This window comes from Rhodopseudomonas sp. (assembly GCF_013377015.1).
Classification (GTDB): Bacteria; Pseudomonadota; Alphaproteobacteria; order Rhizobiales; family Xanthobacteraceae; genus JARJEH01.
Map to the genome: position 1 here is coordinate 897,691 of NZ_JACABA010000002.1, position 24,495 is coordinate 922,185.

A 24,495-nucleotide genomic window follows, 5' to 3' on the forward strand; every position below is an offset into this window, starting at 1 on the left:
GATGAGGCCTCATGGTTCGAGACGCATCGCTCACGCGATGCTCCTCACCATGAGGAACTAACGCATCGCCCGCCCCTACCCCTCGAACGCGTCGCTCGAGGCGCGGCTGGCGCGGGTCACGAGCGGGTCGTCGGGCGCGGGCAGCTCTTTGCCGGGATCGCGAAACTTGTTGGTGATCGGATAGCGGCGGTCGCGGCCGAAATTCTTCCGCGTCACTTTCACGCCGGGCGCGGCCTGGCGGCGCTTGTATTCGGCGATGTTGAGCAGCCGCTCGATCCGCACCACGGTGTCGCGATCGAACCCGGCCTCGAAGATTTTCGAAAGCGGCTCCTCGCGCTCGACCAAGCGTTCCAGGATGGCGTCGAGCACGTCATAGGGCGGCAGCGAATCCTGGTCGGTCTGGTTTTCGCGCAGCTCCGCGGTCGGCGGCCTGGTGATGATGTTGACCGGAATCACTTCGCCCGCAGGCCCCAGCGCGCCGTCGGGCTTCCAGGCGTTGCGCAGGGTGCAGAGCCGGAACACCTCGGTCTTGTAGATGTCCTTGATCGGGTTGAAGCCGCCATTCATGTCGCCATAGAGCGTGGCGTAGCCGACCGACATTTCCGACTTGTTGCCGGTGGTCACCACCATGGCGCCGGTCTTGTTGGAGATCGCCATCAACAGCGTGCCGCGGGTGCGGGCCTGCAGATTTTCCTCGGTGATATCGCGCGGCAGGCCCTTGAAGGTGCCGGCGAGGATCTCCTCGAAGCCGTTGACGGCCGCGGCGATCGGCAGCACCTCGTAGCGAATGCCGAGCCGCGTGGCGAGATCGGCGGCGTCGTCGAGCGAGACCTGCGCGGTGAAGCGGAACGGCAGCATCACGCCGCGCACCCGCTCGGCACCCAGCGCATCCACCGCGATCGCCGCGCACAGCGCCGAATCGATGCCGCCCGACACGCCCATCAGCACGCCGGGGAAGCCGTTCTTCTGCACGTAGTCGCGCAAGCCCAGCACGCAGGCGGCGTAGTCGCCCGCGTCGCCGTCGAGCACCTGTGCGATCGGCCCGTCGCAGCGCCAGCCGGCGGCGCTCTTGATCAGTTGCAGCGTGGTGACGCTTTCGGCGAACGCCGGCAGCTGGGCGCCGAGCGTGCGATCGGCGTTGAGCACGAAGGAGGCGCCGTCGAACACCAGTTCGTCCTGGCCGCCGACCTGGTTGAGATAGAGCAGCGGCAGGTCGCTTTCGGTGACCCGCGCCACCGACACCGACAGCCGCAGATCGGTCTTGCCGCGCGCATAGGGCGAGCCGTTCGGCACGATCAGGAATTCGGCGCCGGTCTCGGCCAGGCACTCGACCACGTTCTCGTAGTCCTCGGATTCCTCGAGCCAGGTGTCCTCGCAGATCGGCACGCCGATGCGGACGCCGCGGATCGTCATCGGACCGGACACCGGGCCGCGGGCGAACACGCGCTTCTCGTCGAACACGCCGTAGTTGGGAAGGTTGACCTTGTAGCGGATCGCCGCGATCCGGCCGCCGTCGAGCAGCAGGCAGGCATTGTAGAGCTTGCCGGCATCGACCCAGGGCGTGCCGATCAGCACCGCCGGACCATCGTCGGCGGTGTCGCGCGCCAGTTGCTCGATCGCGGCGCGGCAGGCCGCCTGGAACGACGGCTTCAGCACCAGATCCTCGGGCGGATAGCCGGCGATGAACAATTCGGGAAACACGATCAGGTCGGCGGCATCGCGCGCCGCCTGCGCCCGCGCGACGCGCGCCATCGCGGCGTTGCCGGCGATGTCGCCGACCGTCGGATTGAGCTGGGCCAGCGTGATGGTGAAACGGGTGTCGGTCATGGCCCAGATGTAGCCGCCGGCGACCGGCTTCGCAATCGGCGGGCGCGTTTCGCCTCGACCGCTGGCGCGGTGAAACGATGCGTTGTCACGCCGGCAGCGCGCTCCCTCTCCCATGGGGAGAGGGTCGGGGTGAGGGGGTACGGACTCTCGATATGCCGCGCCCCCTCACCCGCCCGGCTTCGCCGGGCGACCTCTCCCCGGTGGGGAGAGGTGGCAGAACAGCAGCGCTGATAACTAGAGAAGCCCGATGCGCTCGGCGACGGCGAACAGCCAGAACAGCCCGGCCATCGCCAGGGCGACGCCGACCGCGGCCGAGCCCATGTCCTTGACCCGGCCGATCTGCGGGTCCTGTTCGGTGGTCAGGCGGTCGGCGAGTTTTTCGATCGCGGTGTTCAGGAGTTCGACCACCAGCACCAGCACCACCACGGCGATCAGTTCGAGCCGGCGCATCATCGAGACGCCGACCAGCCAGGCCAGCGGCAACGCCAGCGCCAGCGCGATCAGCTCCTCGCGGATCGCCTGTTCCGAGCGGATCGCAAAGGCGAGGCCGTTGCGGGAATTGATCGTCGCCCGCCAGAACCTGAGCACTATCGTGTCATTCCGCGCATGATCTGGTCCGAAAACCGGTCGCCACTTTTCGGGATCATGCGCTACAGGCCCGCCGCAGCCGGCAGCGGGCTGGCCTTGCCGACCCGTCCCTGCTTCAGCTGCTCGGCGATCAGGAACGCCATGTCGATCGACTGTTCGGCATTGAGGCGCGGATCGCACACCGTGTGGTAGCGGTTGTTGAGGTCCTCGTCGGTGATGGCGCGGGCGCCGCCGATGCATTCAGTGACGTCCTGCCCGGTCATCTCCAGATGCACGCCGCCCGCATGGGTGCCTTCCGCGGCGTGGACGGTGAAGAACGACTTCACCTCCGACAGGATGCGGTCGAACGGCCGGGTCTTGTAGCCGCTCGACGAGGTGATGGTGTTGCCGTGCATCGGATCGCACGACCACACCACGGCGCGGCCCTCGCGCTGCACCGCGCGGACGATCGGCGGCAGGCTGTCGCCGACCTTGTCGGAGCCGAACCGGGTGATCAGCGTCAGCCGCCCGGGCTCGTTGGCGGGATTGAGCACGTCGATCAGCTTCAGCAATTCGTCCGGCTTCAGCGACGGGCCGCATTTCAGCCCGATCGGATTTTTGATGCCGCGGAAATACTCGACATGGGCGTGGTCGAGCTGCCTTGTGCGGTCGCCGATCCACAGCATGTGGCCGGAGGTCGCGTACCAGTCGCCGGTGGTGGAATCGACCCGGGTGAAGGCCTGCTCGTAGCCGAGCAGCAGCGCCTCGTGGCTGGTGTAGAAATCGGTGGTGCCGAGCGTGGAGTCGACCGCGAAGGTCAGGCCGCAGGCGCGCATGAAATCCAGCGCCCCGGAGACCCGATCAGCGAGGTCGGCATAGGCCTTCGACTGCGGCGAGCCCGAGACCGACTGCAGCATCCACTGATGCACGTTCTCGACGCTGGCGTAGCCGCCCTTGGCGAAGGCGCGCAGCAGGTTCAGCGTCGCCGCCGACTGGCGGTAGGCTTCGACCTGGCGACGCGGATCCGGCCGACGCGCTTCCTCGGTGAAGGCGATGTCGTTGATGATGTCGCCGCGATAGCTCGGCAGCTCGACGCCATCGCGCTTCTCGGTGTCCGACGAACGCGGCTTGGCGAACTGGCCGGCGATGCGGCCGACCTTCACCACCGGCGAGGCGCCCGCATAGGTCAGCACGATCGCCATCTGCAGGAACACACGGAACAGATCGCGAATATTGTTGGCGCCGTGTTCGGCGAAGCTCTCGGCGCAGTCGCCGCCCTGCAGCAGGAACGCCTCTCCCGCGCAAACCCGGGCCAGCGCCTTCTTCAGGTTGCGCGCCTCACCTGCAAAAACCAGCGGCGGAAACGTCGCCAGCTGCGCCTCGACTTCAGCCAATGCTTTTGCGTCCGGGTAGACCGGCATTTGCTGAACCGGCTTGCTGCGCCAGCTATCGGGTGTCCACCGTTCGGACATGGAACAAACTCCTCAGGAAAAACCGCCACTTATCGGAAGCGGCGGAGGGCGCCTTATACACAGGCTGGTTGCCGACCGCCAGTTGGAATTCGACCTTCGGATACAACCCCTTGCCGTCAAAGTCGAATTCGCCTTTGTTGGCGGTCGGGGGAAGAGGAATCGGCTGCACGATGGCTACGCTGGACGACGTCTTTATCGACGACATCACTTTTCCCGCCACCGATGGTTATGTGCTGGCGGCAACGCTGTTCTTGCCGCGAAGCGCCAAACGCAATGCGGTCCTGATCAATTCCGCCACCGCGACACCGCGCAAGATCTACCGGGGCTTCGCCAGCTACCTCGCCCGCCGCGGCTGCGCGGTGCTGACCTATGATTATCGCGGCACCGGCGATTCCCGGCGGAAGTCGATGACCGGCTACAACCAGCCAAAATCGCTGGTCGGCTTCGAGGCGTCGATGTCGGACTGGGCCATGCATGACGTCACCGCCGCGGTGGCCTGGATGCGCGAACGCTACGACACGCTGCCGCTCGCCTATGTCGGCCATTCGTTCGGCGGTCAGGCGCTGGGCCTGCTGCCCAACAATTCCGAAGTCTCGCGCGCGCTATTCGTCGCGGCGCAAGCCGCTTACTGGAAGCTGATCGCCGCGCCGGAGCGATACCGCATCTATCTGCTGCTGAATCTGGTCGGCGTGCCGCTCACCCATCTGATGGGCTACTCCTCCGGTCGCCGCACCGGATTGGGCGAGGACCTGCCGAAGGGCGTGTTCCTGCAATGGGTCAAGTGGGTGATGAGCGAACGCTATCTGTTCGACGACAAGTCGTTGATCGTCCCGCTGGCTAATTTTGCCAACTACCAGGGCGCGCTGCGCTCGATCTGCCTGTCCGACGACCCGTGGGCGACGCTGCCCGCGGTGGAGCTGCTGTGCTCCGGTTTCACGTCGATCAAGCCCGAGATCGTGACCGTCACGCCGGCGGAAGTCGGCGTCAAGAAGATCGGACATTTCGGTTTCTTCCGCCCCGAGCATCGCGACACGTTGTGGCTCGCCGCGGCGGAATGGCTGCAGGACACGGACTGAGCTTTTCGCTTCACCTGCATGAGCCGGCGTTTCGCCCACCTCTCCCATAGGGAGAGGTCGGATTGCGCAGCAATCCGGGTGAGGGGTTGAGGACTCCCGATCGGTCGCAACCCCTCACCCGGCGCTACGCGCCAACCTCTCCCTATGGGAGAGGTGAGTCAGCGCTCGGGGCATGTTCAGATTACAGATGGAGACGCTGTGCGCGCGGTTATTCCGCGGCTTCGCGGACGTGGCGTGCGGTCGGCGTCCGCATCGTCACCAGCTCTTCGGCGGCGGTCGGATGCAGCGCCATGGTGGCGTCGAAATCGGCCTTGGTGGCTTTCATCTTCACCGCGATGCCGATCACCTGGATCAGTTCGGCGGCCTCGGGGCCGACGATGTGGCAGCCGAGCACGCGATCGGTCGAGGCGTCCACGATCAGCTTCATCAGAATCCGGCCCTGGCTGCCCGACAACGTCGCCTTGATCGGCCTGAAATCGCTCTTGTAGATATCGACATGGGTGTAGCGCGCCCGCGCCTGGGACTCGGTCAGCCCCACCGTTCCGACTTCCGGCTGGGAAAACACCGCGGTCGGAATATCGCTGTAATCGACCTTGACCGGACGCTTGCCGAACACGGTGTCGGCGAAGGCGTGTCCCTCGCGGATCGCCACCGGAGTCAAATTGATGCGATGGGTGACGTCGCCGATCGCGTAGATATGCGGCACCGAGGTCTGGCAGAATTCGTCGACGGCGATCCCGCCATTGTCCGGATTGATCGCGACGCCGGCCTTCTCGAGCCCGAGATTGGCGACGCTGGGATGACGGCCGATCGCGAACATCATCTGATCCGACGCCACGCTCGAACCATTCGACAGATGCGAGGTGTATTCGGAGCCGTGCTTGTCGATCGCCGCGACGGTGCAGCCGGTCAGGATGGTGATGCCTTCCTTCTCCATCTCGGTCCGCACATGGTGACGGACGTCCTCGTCGAAGCCGCGCAAGATGTTTTCGCCGCGATACACCACCGTGACGTCACTGCCGAGCCCGGCGAAGATGCAGGCGAACTCCAGCGCGATATAGCCGCCGCCCTGGATCAAGATCCGCTTCGGCAGCGCCGGGAGATGAAACACCTCGTTCGACGAAATCACGTGCTCGATGCCGGGAATCGCCTTGCCGTGATTGGGGGCGCCACCGGTGGCAATCAACACGTATTTGGCACGCACCGCTTCGCCATTGCTCAGGCGCAGGGTGTGGGGATCCTCGAACACCGCGCGCGACTTGACGATGCGCGCGCCCGACTTCTCCACATTCGACGTGTAGATCGCTTCGAGTCGCGCGATCTCCTTGTCCTTGTTGGCGATCAGCGTCGGCCAATCGAAGGTCGCGGAGGGAATCGTCCAGCCGAATCCCGCCGCGTCGCGGATCTCTTGATGGACATGGGAAGCATAGACCATCAGCTTCTTCGGCACGCAGCCGCGGATGACGCAGGTCCCGCCGAACCTGTATTCCTCGGCGACGACGACGCGGGCGCCGTGCCCTGCGGCGATCCGGGCAGCGCGCACGCCGCCCGAACCACCGCCAATGACGAACAGATCCGCGTCGAATTCGGCCATGTCAGCCTCTTGTTGTGATCAGATTTCCTTGCCGCGCTTGCGCATCTCGCCGCGGAACTCGCCGTTGACCTCCTCGGAGAACTTCTGGGCCCAGCCGCTCATGAAGCTCATGCTGGCGGAGATCGCAGCCGGCTCCTGGGTCAGCAGTTTCTGACCGAGCGGCGATTTGTAGAACACCACAAGATCCTTCAGTTCCTGTTCGGTGAAATCGCTGGCGTAAATCTTCGCCATCTGGTCGCCGATTTCATTTTCACGCCCGGCCAGCTTCTTGGCAAGCACCAGCGCCACCTCGTTGAGGTCCTTCTGATAGTTCAGGTTGTTCTGCAGCAGCGAGTCCTTGACGCGCTGGATCATGCCGGGGACGGCATTGGCATAGATCACGCTCGCCTTCTTCAAGGCCATCAGCTCCTTGGCGGCGGCGATCCCTCCCGGGGTCGGGGTCGCCTGCGCCTGCGCCTGGCTGCCCGAAAACGCCATGCCGAGTGCGATTGCGGCGGCAAACAATACGTTCAAAAGATAGTTCATTCCGATTCTCCAGGATTGCGGCGCTAGGGCCGTTCAACAGTTCGAATTCCATTCGGGCCCGCAAGCATCGCCAAGCTGGCCATTCCGATGAACAGCCCATGATCGACAACGCCCGGTATCACGGACAATAACCCTGCCAGGCGCGGGGCATCGGGGATTCGCCCGAGATCGGCATCCACGATCCAGTGGCCGCCATCGGTGACGAAAGCATGGCCGTCCTTGCCATTCCGCAGCTTGATCGGCCCCGAGGCGCCGACTTCCGCGAACGCGTGTTCGAGCGCCCGCCGCGTCGCCGACAGACCGAACGGAATCACCTCGATCGGCAACGGAAAGCGCCCCAGCGTATCGACCCATTTCGATTCATCGGCGATCACGATCATGCGATCCGACGCCGCCGCGACGATCTTCTCGCGCAGCAGCGCGCCGCCGCCGCCCTTGATCAGGTTGAGCGCGGGATCGATTTCGTCGGCACCGTCGACGGTCAGGTCGAGCCGGTCGATCTCATCCAGCGTGGTCAGCGGAATACCGCAGCGCTGCGCGTCGGCGCGGGTGACTTCGGAGGTCGGCACGCCGACGACCGTGAGGCCGCCGCGCACCCGCTCGCCGAGCAGTTCGACGAAATGCTTGGCGGTCGAGCCGGTGCCGAGGCCGAGCTTCATGCCGTCGCGGACGTGCTCCAGCGCACAAGCCGCGGCCTTCCTCTTTAGTTCGTCCATGGTCATCGAACGCCTCACCCCAGCTGTCGGACCGATCAAGCCGCCCGAACGGCACGGCCTATCTAGCGACGTTTGCCGGCGGCGAACAGGGCGGATTGTCCAATTCGGCCGCTTGACCCGGTTGCGCGATCGCGCGAGGGACGCTAGCGATTGACGATGACATCATCTCGCATCGTCGTATTCGATCTGGACGGCACGCTGGTCGACACCGCCCCCGACCTGATCAACGCGCTGAACCACATCCTCAACCGCGAAGGCATGCCCTCGGTGCCGATCGCGGCCGCGCGCAACATGATCGGTCAGGGCGCCAAGCGGCTGCTCGAACGCGGTCTGGAGCTCGACGGCCGCACCTTCAGCCCGCCCGACATGGCGCGGCTGACCGACGATTTCATCGCCTATTACGCCGACCACATCGCCGATGAATCGCGGCCGTTCGACGGCCTCGAAGCCACGCTGGATGAACTGTCCGGCCTCGGTTATCGCTTCGCGGTCTGCACCAACAAGCTGGAATGGCTGTCGAAACTGCTGCTCGACCGGCTCGATCTGAGTTCCCGTTTCGCCGCGATCTGCGGCGCCGACACGTTCGGCGTGGCCAAGCCCGACCCGACGATCCTGCGCCAGACCGTTGCCAAGGCCGGCGGGGTGCTCGCCAGTGCCGTCATGGTGGGCGATGCCGGTCCGGATGTCGGGGTCGCCCGTCGCGCCGGGATTCCGGTGATCGGGGTTGAATTCGGCTATACCGAAACGCCGATCGCCGAGCTCAATCCGGACCTGCTGATCGGGCATATGCGGGAACTTCCAAACGCCGTCGCGCGGCTGCTGCCATCGCGCTAACCTCAGCATAATACCCTGAATTGTCAGGAAAAAATGCTTTGGTCCGAAAGTCGCATTAACCATCAATTAACGATTATGCTGCGCACGGTTGCAAGCCGATTTGGACGCTCCTATTGTCGCCCAGAGGCGTGTGGCGGTTAGCCGCACCACAGTGGCGGATTTTCAGCATGCGTCGTGTCGTCGTAATCGCCGTGGCAGGTCTCGGTCTGGCCGGCTGCTCGTCCATGGACGTCTTCAAGTCAGCCCCGCCGCCCGTCACCGTGCAGCTCGACTCGGTTCCGCCCGGCGCCAATGCCAGCACCTCCACCGGACCGGGATGCAAGACGCCCTGCTCCATATCGGTGCCGCCAGATAATTTCAGCGTGACCTACACACTGAACAGGTATCAGACCATGACGGTCCCGGTGCAGGTGGTGACCAAGCCGGGCGACATCTTCACCTCGCCGACCACGACCGTCGATCCCAATCCGGTGGTGGCGCAGTTGCAGCCGGTCGCGCCGGTGCGGAAGCGGCCGGTCGCGACGATCCGCAAGCCGAAGAAGCCGAAGCCGGCGGCGGTCGCGCCGGACGCCGCTCCGGCTGCAAGTTCGCCGTTTCCCGCGCCGAGCGCGGCCCCTGCCCGCTGACAGCGCCGCAACGCAGCAAAACCCGCGATTGTATCCGGCCGACTTCGTGCGTAAGTACTGACGAGCCTGCTGCCGCCACGGCGGCGTCGACAACACGGCACGTCGGATGATCAAGACTTCGTTGAATCCTTCGGGCGATGGTTCCGGTGCGATGACCGACCCGTTCGGCCGGACCATCAGCTATCTGCGGGTCTCGATCACCGACCGCTGCGATTTCCGCTGTGTGTACTGCATGTCGGAAGACATGACCTTTCTACCGCGCGCCGATCTGCTGACGCTGGAAGAGCTCGACCGCCTGTGCTCGGCCTTCATCGCCAAGGGCGTGCGAAAGCTGCGCCTCACCGGCGGCGAACCGCTGGTCCGGCGCAACATGATGTCGCTGGTGCGCTCGCTGTCCCGGCATCTCACGACCGGTGCGTTGAATGAACTGACACTGACAACCAACGGTTCGCAGTTGGAGCGCTTCGCCGCCGAACTGGCGGATTGCGGCGTGCGCCGGATCAACGTGTCGCTGGATACGCTGGATCCGGCGAAATTCCGCGCCATCACCCGCTGGGGCGACCTCGACAAGGTGCTGGCCGGAATCGCGGCGGCGCGCGCCGCCGGCCTCGCCGTCAAGATCAACGCGGTCGCGCTGAAGAATTCCAACGAGGATGAAATTCCGGCGCTGATGGAATGGGCGCACGGCCTCGGCATGGGGCTGACGCTGATCGAGGTGATGCCGCTCGGCGAAATCGGCGAAGGGCGGATCGATCAATACGTGCCGCTGTCGCTGGTCCGCGCGCGGCTCGCCAAGCAATACACGCTGACCGACCTCGCCGATGACACCGGCGGCCCCGCGCGCTACGTGGCGGTCGGCGAAACCGGCGGCAAGCTCGGCTTCATCACCCCGATGACGCATAATTTTTGCGAATCCTGCAATCGCGTGCGCATCACCTGCACCGGAACGCTGCACACCTGCCTCGGCCACGAGGACGCATCGGACCTGCGCAAGCCGCTTCGCGCGTCGGCCGACGATCAGCTGCTCGGCGAGGCGATCGACCGCGCGATCGGGCTGAAGCCCAAGGGCCACGACTTCATCATCGACCGACGCCACGATCGGCCCAGCGTCAGCCGGCACATGAGCGTCACCGGCGGTTGATCCGTGTTGGCCGGCGCATCCTCGTCGGCGCCGTTCCGGCCGCCTTCTGCCGCACATAACGGCTTGACCCTGCATCAAATTGTCCATTTTCCAATTGACGGCGTCGCCGCGCGCTGAAATGGTGCCGACGCTTCGCATACCCTCGGCTTGAAAAGCCGTTGCTACCTCAGCATCGAAGGGCGAAGCGACTGAGGGGGAGATCACCGTTGCGGGCGCTGCTGGGACTGAGCCGGAAGATCGATGCGTTCAACACCGTGATCGGCCGCTGGCTGTCATGGCTGATCGTACTTGCGGTGGTAATTTCCGCCGCCAACGCCATCATTCGAAAAGCGCTCGACATGTCGTCGAATTCCTTTCTCGAACTGCAATGGGTGCTGTTCAGCGTCGTGTTCCTGCTGTGCTCGCCCTGGACCCTGCTGAGCAACGAACACATCCGGATCGACATCATCAACCACACCCTGCCGCTGCGCCTGCGCGGCTGGATCGACATGATCGGGCACCTGTTCTTCCTGCTGCCGTTCACCATCGTGATGCTGTGGTGGTCGATCCCGTTCTTCCTGACCTCGCTGCACCAGAACGAGCAATCCTTCAGCGCCGGCGGGCTGCCGCAATGGCCGGCCAAATCGCTGATCATGATCGCCTGCGTGCTGCTGATGGTTCAGGGCTTCTCCGAGATCATCAAGCGCGCGGCTATGATGATGGGCATCATTCCGGACTCCAACGCCACCGTGATCAGCGCGCAGCGCGCCGCCGAGCTTGAGGCCGAACGGCTGGTCATGCACATCGCGGGCGACAAGCCGTGAATTTCATCGTGGTCGTTGTGTTGAGGGAAAAATCTGAATGACCGCGTTGTTCATTCACTACATGGCGCCGATCATGTTCGCGTCATTGGTGCTGTTCCTGCTCCTCGGCTATCCGGTGGCGTTCTCGCTGGCCGCTAACGGCCTGATTTATGCGTTCATCGGCATCGAGCTTGGGCTGTTCCGTCCGGACTTCCTGCAGGCGCTGCCCGAGCGCGTCTACGGGGTGATGAACAACGACACCCTGCTGGCGATTCCGTTCTTCACCTTCATGGGGCTGGTGCTGGAGCGATCCGGCATGGCCGAGGATCTGCTGGAAACCATCGGGCAGCTATTCGGCTCAATCCGCGGCGGCATCGCCTATGCGGTGGTGTTCGTCGGCGCGCTGCTGGCGGCGACTACCGGCGTGGTCGCGGCCTCGGTGATCTCGATGGGCCTGATCTCGCTGCCGATCATGCTGCGCTACGGCTACGACCGCCGCGTCGCCACCGGCGTGATCGCGGCTTCCGGCACGCTGGCGCAGATCATCCCGCCGTCGCTGGTGCTGATCGTGATGGCCGACCAGCTCGGCCGCTCGGTCGGCGACATGTACGAAGGCGCGTTCATTCCCGGCATCGTGCTGGCGCTGCTGTACGCGGTCTATATCTTCATCGTCTCCGTCGTCGCGCCGAAGGCGGTGCCCGGACTGCCGCTGGAAGCGCAGACGCTGCGCGAGGTCGAGACCGCCAAGCATCCGCTGACGCTGCCATTGGCGGCAATTTCGGCCGCCGCGACCGCGTATTTCTTCGTCGTGCATGTCGGGCTGTTCGACTGGACCATGCCGGCGTTCGACAAAATCGGGCTCGGCAGACTGGTGATGCAGGGCTTCTGGTTCGTCATCCTGCTGGCCGTGCTGTTCCGGCCGTTCATCGGCATCATCCGGACCATGACGATTTCGTTGTTCCTGGTGATCGTGGCGTCGACCGCGATCGGCATGGTTGCGATGAGCTTTACCGACGTGAAGTCGGGCGCCGATTACGTGGTGCTGACGATGTCGATGACGGTCGGGTTGTCGTTCGTGCTGGCCGTGATCAATCGCGTGCTGGGGTTGAAACTGCTGTCGAAGCTGGCCCAGCAGGTGGTGTTCGTGATGGTGCCGCCGCTCGGTCTGATCTTCCTGGTGCTAGGTACGATCTTCATCGGCGTCGCCACCCCGACCGAAGGCGGCGCGATGGGTGCGGCCGGCGCGATAATCCTGGCGATGATGAAAGGCCGTTTGACCTTCGACCTGACCCGGCAGGCCACCGAGGCGACCGCGAAACTCTCGGCCTTCGTGGTGTTCATTCTGGTCGGCGCGCGCGTGTTCTCGCTGACCTTCTACGGCGTCGACGGCCATCGCTGGGTCGAGGAACTGCTGGTCGGCCTGCCCGGCGGCCAGATCGGCTTCCTGATCTTCGTCAACGCCTTCGTGTTCGTGCTGGCGTTCTTCCTCGACTTCTTCGAACTCGCCTTCATCGTGATTCCGCTGCTCGGCCCCGCCGCCGAAAAGCTCGGCATCGATCTGATCTGGTTCGGGGTCATGCTCGGCGTCAACATGCAGACCTCGTTCATGCACCCGCCGTTCGGCTTCGCATTGTTTTATCTACGCTCGGTCGCGCCGAAGGAATCCTATCTCGACCGACTCACCGGCAAACGCATGGAGCCGGTGACGACTGGCCAGATCTATTGGGGCTCGGTGCCGTTCGTGATCATCCAGGTGATCATGGTCGGACTGGTGATCACCTTCCCGGCGATGGTGATGCACTACAAGGGCGCGGCCTCGACCGTCGATCCCAGCAAGATCGAGTTCAATATTCCGCAGATGGAACAGCCGCCGCTGGATTTCGGCCCCTCGAAGTAGCGGGCGCCGCCGCGGATTGACGACATGATTTGTCATTCCGGGGCACGAGCGGCGTGAGCCGCGCGTGAACCCGGAATCTTGCTCCACGCCCCTGCCTGTCGCGAGATTCCGGGTTCGCTCGCAGCTGTCGCTGCTCGCGCCCCGGAATGACGGTGCGCTTGTCTTGCGCAAAGTAACCGCAAACGAAAAAGCCCGGCCCTCTTGCGAGGACCGGGCTCTTTCGTGCGTGACCGAGAAAGCTGCGATCAGCCGCGGGTACGCGAACGGATCATGAAGCTGTCGTAGGTGTATTCGGCGACCTGCCACCACAGATACTGGTCAGAGCGGTAGGCCTGCATCGCATCGATGACCTTCTTGAAGTCGGCGTTCTTGGCGGAGATTTCGCCCCACAATTCGTTGGTCGCCTTCAGGCAGGCATCCAGCACTTCGTTGGAGAAAGGACGCAACTGGGTGCCGCCGGCGACCAGCCGCTTCAGCGCCGTCGGATTCAGCATGTCGTAGCGCGCGGCCATCCAGGAGTTGGTGGCCTGCGCCGCGTTGGTCAGAACCGACTGGTAGTTCTTCGGCAGCGCGTTGAACTTCTCGAGATTGGCAAAGGCATGCACGGTCGGGCCGCCTTCCCAGAAACCCGGATAGTAGTAGTACTTCGCGACCTTCTGGAAGCCAAGTTTCTCGTCGTCATAGGGGCCGACCCACTCGGCTGCGTCGATCGTGCCCTTTTCCAGCGAGGGATAGATGTCGCCGCCGGCGATCTGCTGCGGCACCACGCCAACCTTCTGCAGCACCTGCCCGGCGATGCCGCCGATCCGAAACTTCAGACCCGACAGGTCGGCGACGGTCTTGATCTCCTTGCGGAACCAGCCGCCCATCTGGGTGCCGGTGTTGCCGCAGGGGAAGCCGACCACTGAGTATTTCTTGTAGAACTCGTTGGCGAGTTCGTTGCCGCCGCCCTGATACAGCCAGGAGTTCTGCTGCCGGGCGTTGAGGCCGAACGGCACCGAGGCGAAGATCGCGAAAGTCGGATCCTTGCCGACGTAATAATACGAAACGGTATGGCTCATCTCGACCGTGCCGTTCGAGGTGGCGTCGAGCACCTGCAAGGCGGGAACGATTTCGCCCGCCGCGAACACCTGGATCTGAAACTTGTTGTCGGTCATTTCAGCGACTTGCTTCGCCAGATATTCGCCGCCGCCATAGATGGTGTCGAGCGACTTCGGGAAGCTCGACGCCAACCGCCACTTCACCTCGGGGGAGGACTGCGCGATCGCCGGCGAAGCAACCGCGGCCACCGCGGCGCCGGTTGCTGATACTTTCAAAAAGTCACGACGTTTCATAAGGCATCTCCTTGTTGCCGGATTTTCCCGGAATTTCATGGCGCGTTTTCGATCGACGAGCGCGGTTCGCCTTTCCCTAGAAGGCTTTGGCGTGAGGGTCTGTAACACGGATGTACGCCCGCGGAAAACGCGGCAACGCTCTTGTTTGCCAACATTGAACGAAAGTCGAATACAGCAGCCGCGACCGTCACGAAATCCGAGAAGTGTGCACTGCGATATCGAGTCAGACCGCGGCGGTGATTGTCAGCTGATCCCTCACCTTGGCGGCGATGTCGCGGTAGATCGCCGCATGCGGCCCATCCGGCTCGCTCGCCACCACCGGAGTTCCGGCATCCGAGGTAGCGCGAATCGACATGTGCAGCGGGATCTCGCCCAGGAACGGCACACCAAGCCGCTCCGCCTCGTGCCGGGCGCCGCCATGCCCGAAGATGTCGGACCGCGTGCCGCATTCAGGACATTGGAAATAGCTCATGTTCTCGACGATGCCGAGCACCGGCACGTTGACCTTGTTGAACATCGCCAGCCCGCGCCTAGCGTCGATCAGCGCCAGGTCCTGCGGCGTGGAAACGATCACCGCGCCCTTCAGCGGAACGTTCTGCGCCAGCGTCAGCTGGGCGTCGCCGGTGCCGGGCGGCATGTCGACCACCAGCACGTCGAGCGTGCCCCATGCCACGTCGCGCAGCATCTGGGTGATCGCCGACATCACCATCGGCCCGCGCCAGATCATCGCGGTTTCCTCTTCGACCAGGAAGCCGATCGACATGATCGAAAGTCCGAACCGCTGAATCGGAATCATCTTGCGGCTATCGTCGAGCTGCGGCTTTTCGTGAATGCCGGTGAGCCGCGGCACCGACGGTCCGTAAATGTCGGCGTCCAGCAGCCCGACACGCAGGCCGAGGTCGCGCAGGCCCAGCGCCAGATTCAGCGCGGTGGTGGACTTGCCGACGCCGCCCTTGCCGGACGCCACCGCGATGATCGCGGCGACGCCGGGGATCTCGGCCTGTTTGGACATCGGCGACGACGGCCCAGGTCCCGCCGACGGTTTGTGCGCCGAGGCCGGCGCCACGCCATGATCATGCCGGTGCGGTTGCGGTGCCGCGGCAGCGCCGGGCCGGCGCTCTGCGGTCAGCGCGATGATCGCGCCGGTGACGCTCGGAATGCCGCGCACGGCGGTTTCCGCCGCAGCACGGACGCTTTCCCAGGCCCGCGCCTCCGCGGCGTCAACATTGATCGAGAAATACACCTTGCCGTTGTTGACGGCGATCTCCGACAGCACATCGGACTTGGTCAGGGCGACGCCGCGCGGCGACATCACCTGCGCCAGACGATCGAGAACTTGCTGCTGTGTGACGCTCAATGAAATCTCCTGCGGCCCGGCCCAGCCGAGACCGATCATATGAGGGCGATGGATTCAAGACAGGAATTGGAACCGGGCCGGCCATCCGGCGAGCCGTCAGCCCTACTCGTTCGCGACTTCGTAGTTCAGCTCGATCATCACGCCGTTGGGATCGCGGACGAAGATCTGCCAGACCGCGCCGCCCGGCACCGTCCTTGTATCGAACTGCACCGCCTTGTCGCGCAACCGCTGCTTCATGCCGGCGAAATCGCGGCTGGCAAATGCGACATGATGGACCACGCCGGAATCCGGCTTCTGCGGTTCCGCGGTCGAGGAGATATCGACCAGATGCACCACCGGCTTGCCCTCGCTGTACAGCCAGGCGCCGGGAAAGTCGAAGTTGGGACGATCGCCGTTCGTCAGGCCGAGGACGTCCTCATAGAACCGGACCGTATCGGCCAATCTGCCGGTCCGAATGTTGAAATGATCGAGCAGACCTACGCTCATGCCGGGGCACCTTTTTGCACTTCGCTGCAGCACAATTTGTGCAATGCAAGAACCGCGATCTTGCGGCTGACGAAATCGCCGGGCCGCGCGGCCACGTTCAATCTTCTATAGGCCAAAAGCCGAGCAACTCAAATCCTCGGCCTCGAAGGGCTTTGCCCATCATCGCGCGACGTTTATGCTGCAACTTCATCTTGCTGGGCGCCGTTCCCGACGGCTCCGTTGATCCACCCCCCAACACACCGATCGGCCCCGACGGGCGCCGAAAAACCTGAAGGTTCCAGTCATGGCCAAAGTCGCTTTTCTCGGTCTCGGCGTCATGGGATTTCCGATGGCAGGACATCTGGTCAAGAAGGGCGGCCACGAGGTCACGGTGTACAATCGGACGTCGGCCAAGGCGAAGGACTGGGCGGACAAATTCGGCGGGCGCACCGCGCCGACGCCAAAGGAAGCCGCGGCCGGTCAGGATTTCGTGATGGCCTGTGTCGGCAATGACGACGATCTGCGCGCGGTGACGATCGGCGCCGACGGCGCCTTTGCCGGCATGAAGGCCGGCGCGATCTTCATCGACCACACCACCGCCTCGGCCGAAGTCGCCCGCGAACTCGACGCCGCAGCGACCAAGGCCGGATTCAAATTCATCGACGCCCCGGTGTCGGGCGGTCAGGCCGGCGCCGAAAACGGCGCGCTGACGGTGATGTGCGGTGGCAGCGCGGACGCCTACGCCACCGCCGAGCCGGTGATCGCGGCCTACGCCAAGATGTGCAAGCTGCTCGGCCCCGCGGGCTCCGGCCAGCTCACCAAGATGGTGAATCAAATCTGCATCGCCGGACTGGTCGAGGCGCTGTCGGAGGGCATTCACTTCGCCAAGAAGGCCGGCCTCGATGTCAACGCGGTGATCGAAGTGATCTCCAAGGGCGCCGCACAATCGTGGCAAATGGAAAATCGTTACAAAACCATGAACGACGGCAAGTTCGATTTCGGCTTCGCGGTCGAGTGGATGCGCAAGGATCTGGCGATCTGCCTCGCCGAATCCCGCCGCAATGGCGCCAGCCTTCCGGTCACGGCTTTGGTCGATGCGTTCTACTCCGAAGTCGAAAAGATCGGCGGCCGCCGCTGGGATACGTCGAGCCTGCTGGCCCGGCTGGAGCGCTGAGCGAACCGATTAGCCGTCCCTGCCCGAGGGCTTAGCGACCTTGCGGCGCCGCAATGGACTTTCCCGGGCGTCCTTGAGCCGGACGCTTGGGCCTTCCGGAAAGGTCACGACCAGATCGAGGCGGCCGCCGATCGCTTTCACATAGTCGCGCAGCGTCGAGACCTTCATGTCACCGCGCTTTTCCAGGCGAGAGACGTAGACCTGTTTGCCGCCGACGCGCTTTGCGACCTGTTCCTGCGTCAGCTTTCTGGATTGCCGCAACTCCTGCAGGCCGAGTTCCTCGGCGATCAGGACCGCAGCACGCTTCTTGATCCTGGCGCGCCGGGCGGCCGGGAATTTGTCGAACACCTCGGATGTCGGCACCGTTCGATATTGGTCGGTCATGTTGCCCTCCGGGCCTTGTTCAGTTCTGCTAGCTGCTGCGAGAATCGCTGATCCGCCTTCTCGATCAGGGCTTTGTAGAATCGTCGTTCCGAGCCGCCGGACTTGTCGCCGGCGACCAGCAGGATCGCCTTGCGGGCTGGATCGAAAGCGTAGGCGACGCGCCAGACACCGCGATCGGCATCGAAGCCAATTCCTTCATGTTGGCATGCTTGGAGCCGTTCAACGTGTCCGACCGCGGGCGTTTCAATTGCGGCCCGACAAGTTGCAGCAATTCCACCATCGCGCCCAGTTCGTCCTGGACGGCGTCCGACAGTTCGACAAACTCCTCAAGGAACGCCGGATGAAATTCGACCCGCCAACCCATCAACGCAATATATATCAAAGGGTATATTCATTACAAGGTATGGCGGGTCTCCGGAAAGTTCCTCGCCTCCCCACCCCGCGTCCGCGGCAACCCGGGGAGAGTTTCGCCCGGTGGGGCCGGCGGCCGACTCCGTTAGCTTGTTGTTAACCTGATTATCTTTCCCTTTAAGGCTGCTCTTAAGGATTTGGAGCCAGAGATAGAACAGCTAAAACGCGCGCGGTTCCGCGCAGGATTTGTGTTGGTTGATGAGTAACCCCGCCGAAAGGCCTGAAGTTTTCCAGCTTCCGGCTGACAGCACGGTCGCGGTGCCGGCGCGCAATCGGCGTGCAGCGTCGCAGCGGGTCCGCGAGGCGCGCGACCGGCTGACCTCGACCAGCGGCACCCGTCCGGCGTTCGATCACGAACTGGTTCGGCAATACGCCCAGACAAGGCTGTCGGCGTCTTACGTCGTCATGCTGCTGGTGGTGGCGACCGGGCTGTTGTTCGGGATCTGGAAGAACCCGATTTCGGCCGCGGCGTGGACCGTCGGCATGCTCTGCATCCACACCGTGGTGATCCGCAACTGCAACCGATTTCTGAACGAGGCGCCCTCGCCGGCGCGGACCCGCAAATGGCGATCGCGGTTCGTGCTGCTGGATCTGCTCTACGGCCTGGCCTGGACGACGCTGCTGATTCACCCGGCCGGCGCCGACGTCGTTTCCAACACCTTCATGATGTTCCTGATGCTGCTGGTAGTCGCGGTCTCCAGCATGCTGGCGGCAAGCCTGCCGATCGCAGCCTTGGCGGCGACCGCGCCGGTGACAACGGCGATCGCGCTCGACTTCATTCTCACCGGCACCTTTGACAACTACGTGCTGGCGCTGCTCACGGTCGCCGCGGAAGGCTATTTCGCGCTGCTCGCGCACCGGCTGCACTCAACCACGCTGGCGACGCTGGAGGCGCGCGCCGAGAAGGACGCGCTGATCGGCGAGCTCGAACAGGCCAAGGCGATTTCCGACGAGGCGCGGCATCGCGCCGAGGCCGCCAATGTGGCGAAATCGCGATTCCTGGCGCAGATGAGCCACGAGTTGCGCACGCCGCTCAACGCCATCCTGGGCTTTTCAGAAGTGATGAAGAGCGAGATCTTCGGCGCTCACGCCGTGCCGGTGTACAAGGACTACTCAGCCGATATTCACAATTCGGGCGTTCATCTCTTGAACCTGATCAACGAGATCCTCGATCTGTCGCGGATCGAGGCCGGGCGCTACGAGCTCAACGAGGAAGCGATCTCGCTGGTCCACGTCGTCGCCGACTGTCATCATCTGTTGAAACTGAGGGCCTCCAGCCGCGGCATCACTATCCACGAAGTGTTCGAGCAGGGCATGCCGCGGGTCTGGGCCGACGAGCGCGCCGCGCGGCAAATCGTGCTCAACCTGTTGTCGAACGCGATCAAGTTCACGCCGCAGGGCGGCGAGATCTGGCTGAAGGTCGGCTGGACCGCGTCCGGCGGCCAGTATCTCAGCGTCAAGGACACCGGCTCCGGCATCGCCGAGGATGAAATTCCGATCGTGCTGGCGTCGTTCGGCCAGGGCTCCAATTCGATCAAATCCGCCGAACAGGGCGCCGGCCTTGGCCTGCCGATCGCCAAGAGTCTGATCGACATGCACGGTGGCACCTTCACGCTGAAATCGAAGCTGCGGATCGGCACCGAGGTCATCATCACCTTCCCGCCGGAACGGGTGATGTCGGCGCTGGCACCGATGGCCGACGAGGCGCCGCCGCTGCAACCCGGACATCTCGACATCGACGAAAAGAACCGGCCGCGCAACAAGCCGATCATGAATGCCGGCACCGGGCTGTGACGCCGATGCTTGCGAAAGAAGCCGAATGCCCATCACTGTTGGCCATGAGAATTGAAACCCCAACGGAAACTCCATGCATCGCCGTCTGCATGATCGATCCCGAAAGCGGCCTCTGTCTCGGCTGCGGACGCACGCTGCCGGAGATCGCGCGCTGGCACCGGCTCGATCGCGCCGGCCGTCTGTCGATCATGGCGCTGCTGCCGGCGCGGATGGCGGATGCGGGGCTCAGTCCGCCGGGCCGACCGCGCGCCGCGGAGAACAACCCGTGACAGGTGCAGCGTGAGCCGCGTTCTGCTGATAGCGTTGTTGCTGGTGGCGACCGCGGGTGCAGTGGTTGCCTATGGCGATCCGGAGCGGATCTCGCATGCGAGCCAGGCGGTTTCGAGCATGTTGCGCAAGCAGAGCGCCGGACCGACCCGGTCGGTGCAGATCGCACGCGGACGCGGCGGCGAATTCGCCTTGCAAGCCAAGGTCAACGGCGTCAGCGCGCCGATGGTGATCGACACCGGCGCGACCTCGGTGGTGCTGACCTATGAAACCGCGATGGCCGCGGGGCTGCCGCTGGAATTGCTGAACTTCAATGTCGATGTCGAGACCGCGGGCGGTCACACCCGCGCCGCCAAGCTGTCGCTCGACAGCCTGGCGATCGGCAAGCTGGTCGAGCGCTCGGTGCCGGCACTGGTGGTGCCGCGCGGCCAGATGAAAACCAATCTGCTCGGCATGAGTTTTCTGGATCGGCTGGAGAGCTGGGAAGTCCGTGCTGACCAGCTGAGGTTGCACGGCTACCCGTAGAGGGCGACGGCGCCGCTCAGGCGGCCTCGAACGCCGTCGCGTTCTGATCGACCAGCGCAATCGCATCGCGCAGCACGCTTACATCGGCGCCGGGCTTGGTGGCGTTCTCCGCGAGATGGCGGCGGAACGCCCGCGCGCCCGGCACGCCGTGGAACGCGCCGACGAAATGCCGGGTGATCGCATGCAGCCGTGTGCCTTGCGCAAGCTGCTCGGCGATATAGGGCGTCATCGCCTCCAGCGCATCCTTCATGGTGGCATGCGGCGGCGCCTCGCCGAACAGTTTTGGATCGACCGCGAGCAGCCGCCATGGCTCCTGATAGGCCGCCCGCCCCAGCATCACGCCATCGACGTGATCGAGATGCGGCAACGCCTCGTCGATCCCCGCAATGCCGCCATTGATGCTGATCGGGACATCGGGCAGCGACGCCTTCAGCCGATATACCAGCGCGTAGTCCAGCGGCGGCACGTCGCGATTCTGCTTCGGCGACAGACCCTGCAGCCAGGCCTTGCGGGCGTGCACGATCAGTGCGTCGGCACCGGCGGCCACCACCGCGCGCGCCATCGCAAATAACGCGACCTCCGGGTCCTGATCGTCGATCCCGATCCGGCATTTGATCGTCACCGGAATTTTCACCGCGCGCTTCATCGCCCCGACGCATGCGGCGACCAGCGCCGGCTCCGCCATCAGACAGGCGCCGAACCGGCCATCCTGCACCCGATCGGACGGACAGCCGACGTTGAGATTGATTTCGTCATAGCCGAAATCCTCGCCGATCCGCGCGCTGGTGGCGAGATCGCGCGGATCGGAACCGCCAAGCTGCAGCGCCACCGGATGTTCGGAGTCGTCGAAGCCAAGCAGACGCTGGCGGTCGCCGTGGATCGCCGCGCCCGTCGCCACCATCTCGCTGTACAGCCGAGCGCGACGCGTCAACAGACGGTGGAACACCCGACAATGACGGTCGGTCCAGTCCATCATAGGCGCAATGGCAAATCTATGTAATTGATTTATCTGCATTTTTCGAGTACATTCAACTCGTTAGGTCGCGTCGTGTGCACTCCATTCTACGCCATGACGCGACGTTTTTTCCGGTTTTTCGACGCCTCAGTGCACACGGAGCGCACACGCGTGGCGACCATCACGAGACTGAAATCAGGCTCCTGGCGAGTCCAAGTCCGACGAAAGGGGAAGTATGTCAATGAGACATTCCTTCGCCGAAAGGATGCTGAGGAATGGGGGATTGATATTGAGCGTCGGATTGATCGGCAAGAACCCGGCGGCGACACGCAAATCACGAGATGCTCAGCTCTTTTGCGATCGTATCGGACTTCATCGCCAAGACTTAGTGGAAGTGGGCAAGAACATCGGACGCTCGAAGAGCGCCAGTCTGATCTTCCTCGACGAGAGACTTGGGCACCTTCGTCTTCCAGAATTAGATCGAGACTGCCTTATCAAGTTTGGAAAAGAGCGCGCGCTTGAGGGCGCCGGTCCTGTCACGGTTGGTATTGATCTTGGATATATCAAGACGATCCTATCGCATGCGGCAGCGGTGCATGGCGTTATCGTTTCAACTGAACCGATAGATCTCGCCCGCATTGCTCTCGGGCGCCTCGGACTTGTCGGCAAAGGCGATGAGCGCGATCGTCGTCCTACGCAAGATGAGCTTGATCGTATCATTTCAGAGCTGGAAGGGAACGTTCGGCAAAAGATCCCGGTTGGTAGAATTGTGCGATTTGCGGTCGCAACGGCAATGAGGCAAAATGAAATAGCGCGAATAGAGTGGCGCGATTTTGATCCCAGGGGGCGAATGCTTGTTGTTCGCGACCGTAAGGATCCTCGAAAGAAAAAGGGTAATGACCAACGAATTCCGTTGTTGGACGTATCCGGCTATGACGCATGCAAAATCTTGGAAGAACAGGCCGGTTTTCAAACATTCGCGAAGGCCGGATTTTTCCATACAATGGACGATCCGTCGGGACAGCATTTCGTCGTCAATGCCGAGAATTGAAAATCATCGACCTCCATTTTCACGATCTACGTCACGAGGCCACCAGCCGACTTTTTGAAGCTGGATTTTCGATCGAACAGGTGGCGCTGGTGACCGGGCACAAGGATTGGAAAATGCTGCGCCGCTACACTCACCTCAAGCCTGAAACCCTGCACTCAATTCATCCGGCTCGGATGGCGTAATTCAGATTCAATCACGGATAAGATGAAGTACTGCTGCTTCCCTCAAATTCTATATCAACAAGGCTCACGGCCAGTTGCCGCGTCGACGAGCTCGCCACCAAACTATTTCGGGGGTTCGAGTCGGGAGAGCGCTACAGTGCATTACCCACTACCGCTGACGCGCTGTTCTCGTATCGACGACGAGCAGTGTAAACCTCTGCGCAGGAAGCCATTTTTCAAATAGGCAAGTGATTGGCGGCGTAGTAGACGCAAACTTCCTCGGCAGCCCACGTCCCTCGCCCCGAACATCAAAATGCGGCAGCCGCCATCGACTCAGAGCATCGGCGGCAGGGAGTTTATCGAACACTCACGCCAGTGCGCTGAGTTCGTCTCCTCCGGTTCCGCTCCGGTCGCTGCTCGGGATCAGTTCCCGGCAGATCAGACAAATCGGAGCGTGAGTTGTCGCTCGGATCCAATATGATTATCGATAGAGTGAACGATCGAAGGCTAAATCTCTTCGCCAGCAATGTCTGCGCGCTGCTCGCGAGCAATGCCTTTGGAGACGACCACTCGCCAGACCGCTTCGAAACGCGCGCCTTGCGTGGCGTGCGATCGCTGCGTTGTGCGATCCCCAACGGCGAATCGCACCACACCGGACCGTCCGACTTCATCGACCGTTACCGTTATCACGATACATCGCTGTGTCGCAGCTTCAATGGCGTTTTCTAGAAGCCGGCATAGCAATCGACGCAATGATGCCTCGTCTCCATTGAGATATCGTGGTACGCTTGGCGAGACATCGATCTTGATCTCGATCTGTCTGCGCTCGGCCGTCTCAATCATTGCCGAGACGCAACTATCGACCACGGGCAGCAGCGCGATCGGATTTTTGACCACGGCAAATCGCCCGACGGTAAGCACGGCGTCGGTAGGCCACAGCGACCTGAGGCGCCTCTGCGCGACCGGCAGGTGCGTGCTGCGGTTCATCTGCTGACCTCCGCGTCGTTTCAAGGGGCTGAGAACCAGCGCCACCGCAACAATTGGAAACAACGCCAGAAAGATCGGCGGCAACGGCATGTGAAGTGCCACGGCCCCCGCCTCGATCCGGTTCAACGTCATCGCCGCGACGATGGCCCCCAACGCGACGATGCTCACCGCCAAATTGGCGATCACAATTCTCCGAGCGTTCAAGCGCAAGGCCGCGACCAGCAGCAGACCCATAAACAAGTATAGCTGAGGATGATCGGGTGGAAAAATCGTCGCCGCCACAACACTGGACTGGGCAATAAAAATCAACTGCGAGACAGCGGGAGCATTGACCGCCGGCATTTGTTCCGGGGCGGAGATCGTCATAAGATGTAACATGCTGCGTTTTCCTAAGCTCGGCCTGAGGTATTACCCGCAAACGCCTCGATGGATTGTCTGCAGTGAGCCAATCACCAGAGCCGAACGCGTCGATCGCTGCTGGCCTTGCCATTTCCAGGTAGTTGTAGCCGAGCGATCCTCATGGACAACGCTATAGCGTATCTCCTAAATTTATTGGCATCTGCCGCGCCAGCG

At 63.2% G+C, this 24,495-nt stretch carries 26 protein-coding genes; 12 read left to right on the plus strand and 14 right to left on the minus strand.

The genetic code is table 11. The features are described 5' to 3' along the window. Nucleotides 1-75 precede the first annotated feature (75 nt). From HXX15_RS12655 to HXX15_RS12665, 3 genes are all read right to left on the minus strand, one after another. Nucleotides 76-1,827, minus strand: coding sequence for an NAD+ synthase (locus HXX15_RS12655; protein WP_296516418.1), 1,752 nt, complete (start codon nucleotides 1,825-1,827; stop codon nucleotides 76-78). 234 nt (nucleotides 1,828-2,061) lie between these two features. Further along, nucleotides 2,062-2,415, minus strand: a complete 354-nt coding sequence (locus HXX15_RS12660; protein ID WP_296516419.1) for a diacylglycerol kinase — start codon at nucleotides 2,413-2,415, stop codon at nucleotides 2,062-2,064. Between the two features lie 62 nt (nucleotides 2,416-2,477). Next, nucleotides 2,478-3,866 (minus strand): class II 3-deoxy-7-phosphoheptulonate synthase, encoded by a 1,389-nt coding sequence (locus tag HXX15_RS12665; protein ID WP_296516420.1) that lies wholly within the window; start codon nucleotides 3,864-3,866, stop codon nucleotides 2,478-2,480. A 170-nt stretch (nucleotides 3,867-4,036) separates the two neighbouring features. On the opposite strand from HXX15_RS12665, the gene HXX15_RS12670 reads away from it, so the two are divergent. Then, a complete protein-coding gene (locus tag HXX15_RS12670; RefSeq protein ID WP_296516421.1) occupies nucleotides 4,037-4,942 on the plus strand; it encodes an alpha/beta fold hydrolase in 906 nt (301 codons plus the stop codon). A 208-nt stretch (nucleotides 4,943-5,150) separates the two neighbouring features. Here HXX15_RS12670 and gor read toward each other — a convergent pair whose 3' ends face one another. The 3 genes from gor to rpiA are packed head-to-tail and all read right to left on the minus strand — an operon-like array spanning nucleotide 5,151 to nucleotide 7,783. After that, entirely contained in the window at nucleotides 5,151-6,536 is a 1,386-nt protein-coding gene (gene gor, locus HXX15_RS12675) for a glutathione-disulfide reductase (RefSeq protein WP_296516422.1), read from the minus strand. An 18-nt stretch (nucleotides 6,537-6,554) separates the two neighbouring features. After that, complete coding sequence (locus tag HXX15_RS12680) at nucleotides 6,555-7,061, minus strand: DUF2059 domain-containing protein (RefSeq protein ID WP_296516423.1); 507 nt, start codon at nucleotides 7,059-7,061, stop codon at nucleotides 6,555-6,557. A 23-nt stretch (nucleotides 7,062-7,084) separates the two neighbouring features. Beyond that, nucleotides 7,085-7,783, minus strand: a complete 699-nt coding sequence (gene rpiA, locus HXX15_RS12685) for a ribose-5-phosphate isomerase RpiA (RefSeq protein WP_296516424.1) — start codon at nucleotides 7,781-7,783, stop codon at nucleotides 7,085-7,087. 150 nt (nucleotides 7,784-7,933) lie between these two features. On the opposite strand from rpiA, the gene HXX15_RS12690 reads away from it, so the two are divergent. The 5 genes from HXX15_RS12690 (at nucleotide 7,934) to HXX15_RS12710 (ending at nucleotide 13,057) form a co-directional block, all read left to right on the plus strand. After that, complete coding sequence (locus HXX15_RS12690) at nucleotides 7,934-8,611, plus strand: HAD-IA family hydrolase (RefSeq protein ID WP_296516425.1); 678 nt, start codon at nucleotides 7,934-7,936, stop codon at nucleotides 8,609-8,611. A 167-nt stretch (nucleotides 8,612-8,778) separates the two neighbouring features. Then, nucleotides 8,779-9,237 carry a hypothetical protein gene (locus HXX15_RS12695; RefSeq protein ID WP_296516426.1) on the plus strand — a complete coding sequence of 153 codons (459 nt, stop codon included), beginning with the start codon at nucleotides 8,779-8,781 and terminating at the stop codon, nucleotides 9,235-9,237. 106 nt (nucleotides 9,238-9,343) lie between these two features. Further along, nucleotides 9,344-10,378, plus strand: a complete 1,035-nt coding sequence (gene moaA, locus HXX15_RS12700) for a GTP 3',8-cyclase MoaA (protein WP_296516427.1) — start codon at nucleotides 9,344-9,346, stop codon at nucleotides 10,376-10,378. A 206-nt stretch (nucleotides 10,379-10,584) separates the two neighbouring features. Next, entirely contained in the window at nucleotides 10,585-11,181 is a 597-nt protein-coding gene (locus tag HXX15_RS12705; protein ID WP_296516428.1) for a TRAP transporter small permease subunit, read from the plus strand. Nucleotides 11,182-11,218: 37 nt separating this feature from the next. Next, nucleotides 11,219-13,057, plus strand: coding sequence for a TRAP transporter large permease subunit (locus HXX15_RS12710; protein WP_296516429.1), 1,839 nt, complete (start codon nucleotides 11,219-11,221; stop codon nucleotides 13,055-13,057). Nucleotides 13,058-13,302: 245 nt separating this feature from the next. Here the strand turns inward: HXX15_RS12710 and HXX15_RS12715 are convergent, their stop codons facing one another. The 3 genes from HXX15_RS12715 to HXX15_RS12725 all read right to left on the minus strand — a co-directional run bounded on the left by HXX15_RS12715 (nucleotide 13,303) and on the right by HXX15_RS12725 (nucleotide 16,234). After that, nucleotides 13,303-14,391, minus strand: coding sequence for a TRAP transporter substrate-binding protein (locus HXX15_RS12715; protein WP_296516430.1), 1,089 nt, complete (start codon nucleotides 14,389-14,391; stop codon nucleotides 13,303-13,305). 223 nt (nucleotides 14,392-14,614) lie between these two features. Further along, nucleotides 14,615-15,748 (minus strand): iron-sulfur cluster carrier protein ApbC, encoded by a 1,134-nt coding sequence (gene apbC, locus HXX15_RS12720; protein ID WP_296516431.1) that lies wholly within the window; start codon nucleotides 15,746-15,748, stop codon nucleotides 14,615-14,617. Nucleotides 15,749-15,850: 102 nt separating this feature from the next. Beyond that, nucleotides 15,851-16,234 (minus strand): VOC family protein, encoded by a 384-nt coding sequence (locus HXX15_RS12725; RefSeq protein ID WP_296516432.1) that lies wholly within the window; start codon nucleotides 16,232-16,234, stop codon nucleotides 15,851-15,853. Between the two features lie 283 nt (nucleotides 16,235-16,517). Between HXX15_RS12725 and HXX15_RS12730 the strand changes: the two genes are divergently transcribed. Then, nucleotides 16,518-17,387, plus strand: a complete 870-nt coding sequence (locus HXX15_RS12730) for an NAD(P)-dependent oxidoreductase (protein WP_296516433.1) — start codon at nucleotides 16,518-16,520, stop codon at nucleotides 17,385-17,387. Between the two features lie 9 nt (nucleotides 17,388-17,396). Here HXX15_RS12730 and HXX15_RS12735 read toward each other — a convergent pair whose 3' ends face one another. Genes HXX15_RS12735 through HXX15_RS12740 form a run of 3 tightly spaced genes read right to left on the minus strand, consistent with a single transcriptional unit; the run spans nucleotide 17,397 to nucleotide 18,135 of the window. Next, nucleotides 17,397-17,771 carry an XRE family transcriptional regulator gene (locus HXX15_RS12735; RefSeq protein WP_296516434.1) on the minus strand — a complete coding sequence of 125 codons (375 nt, stop codon included), beginning with the start codon at nucleotides 17,769-17,771 and terminating at the stop codon, nucleotides 17,397-17,399. After that, entirely contained in the window at nucleotides 17,768-17,896 is a 129-nt protein-coding gene (locus tag HXX15_RS23180; RefSeq protein WP_366558591.1) for a hypothetical protein, read from the minus strand. Before HXX15_RS23180 ends, HXX15_RS12735 begins: the two co-directional genes overlap by 4 nt. Next, nucleotides 17,836-18,135, minus strand: coding sequence for a type II toxin-antitoxin system RelE/ParE family toxin (locus tag HXX15_RS12740; protein WP_366558581.1), 300 nt, complete (start codon nucleotides 18,133-18,135; stop codon nucleotides 17,836-17,838). Before HXX15_RS12740 ends, HXX15_RS23180 begins: the two co-directional genes overlap by 61 nt. Before the next feature lie 245 nt (nucleotides 18,136-18,380). On the opposite strand from HXX15_RS12740, the gene HXX15_RS12745 reads away from it, so the two are divergent. The 3 genes from HXX15_RS12745 to HXX15_RS12755 are packed head-to-tail and all read left to right on the plus strand — an operon-like array spanning nucleotide 18,381 to nucleotide 20,768. Then, on the plus strand, nucleotides 18,381-19,976 hold the full coding sequence (locus tag HXX15_RS12745; RefSeq protein ID WP_296516435.1) for an ATP-binding protein: 1,596 nt from the start codon (nucleotides 18,381-18,383) through the stop codon (nucleotides 19,974-19,976). Between the two features lie 44 nt (nucleotides 19,977-20,020). Beyond that, on the plus strand, nucleotides 20,021-20,245 hold the full coding sequence (locus tag HXX15_RS12750; protein WP_296516436.1) for a DUF1289 domain-containing protein: 225 nt from the start codon (nucleotides 20,021-20,023) through the stop codon (nucleotides 20,243-20,245). Between the two features lie 10 nt (nucleotides 20,246-20,255). Beyond that, on the plus strand, nucleotides 20,256-20,768 hold the full coding sequence (locus HXX15_RS12755) for a TIGR02281 family clan AA aspartic protease (protein WP_296516437.1): 513 nt from the start codon (nucleotides 20,256-20,258) through the stop codon (nucleotides 20,766-20,768). Between the two features lie 16 nt (nucleotides 20,769-20,784). On the opposite strand, the gene dusA is transcribed toward HXX15_RS12755, so the two are convergent. Further along, nucleotides 20,785-21,783, minus strand: a complete 999-nt coding sequence (gene dusA / locus HXX15_RS12760; protein WP_296516438.1) for a tRNA dihydrouridine(20/20a) synthase DusA — start codon at nucleotides 21,781-21,783, stop codon at nucleotides 20,785-20,787. A gap of 181 nt (nucleotides 21,784-21,964) precedes the next feature. Here dusA and HXX15_RS12765 point away from each other — a divergent pair, with 181 nt between their 5' ends. Both HXX15_RS12765 and HXX15_RS12770 read left to right on the plus strand, forming a co-directional pair. Then, nucleotides 21,965-22,774, plus strand: a complete 810-nt coding sequence (locus HXX15_RS12765; RefSeq protein WP_296516439.1) for a tyrosine-type recombinase/integrase — start codon at nucleotides 21,965-21,967, stop codon at nucleotides 22,772-22,774. Next, the gene (locus HXX15_RS12770) at nucleotides 22,771-22,956 is read left to right on the plus strand and encodes a tyrosine-type recombinase/integrase (protein WP_296516440.1); all 186 of its coding nucleotides are present in this window, start codon (nucleotides 22,771-22,773) and stop codon (nucleotides 22,954-22,956) included. Before HXX15_RS12765 ends, HXX15_RS12770 begins: the two co-directional genes overlap by 4 nt. 486 nt (nucleotides 22,957-23,442) lie before the next feature. On the opposite strand, the gene HXX15_RS12775 is transcribed toward HXX15_RS12770, so the two are convergent. Further along, the gene (locus HXX15_RS12775; protein WP_296516441.1) at nucleotides 23,443-24,300 is read right to left on the minus strand and encodes a hypothetical protein; all 858 of its coding nucleotides are present in this window, start codon (nucleotides 24,298-24,300) and stop codon (nucleotides 23,443-23,445) included. Nucleotides 24,301-24,495 lie beyond the last annotated feature (195 nt).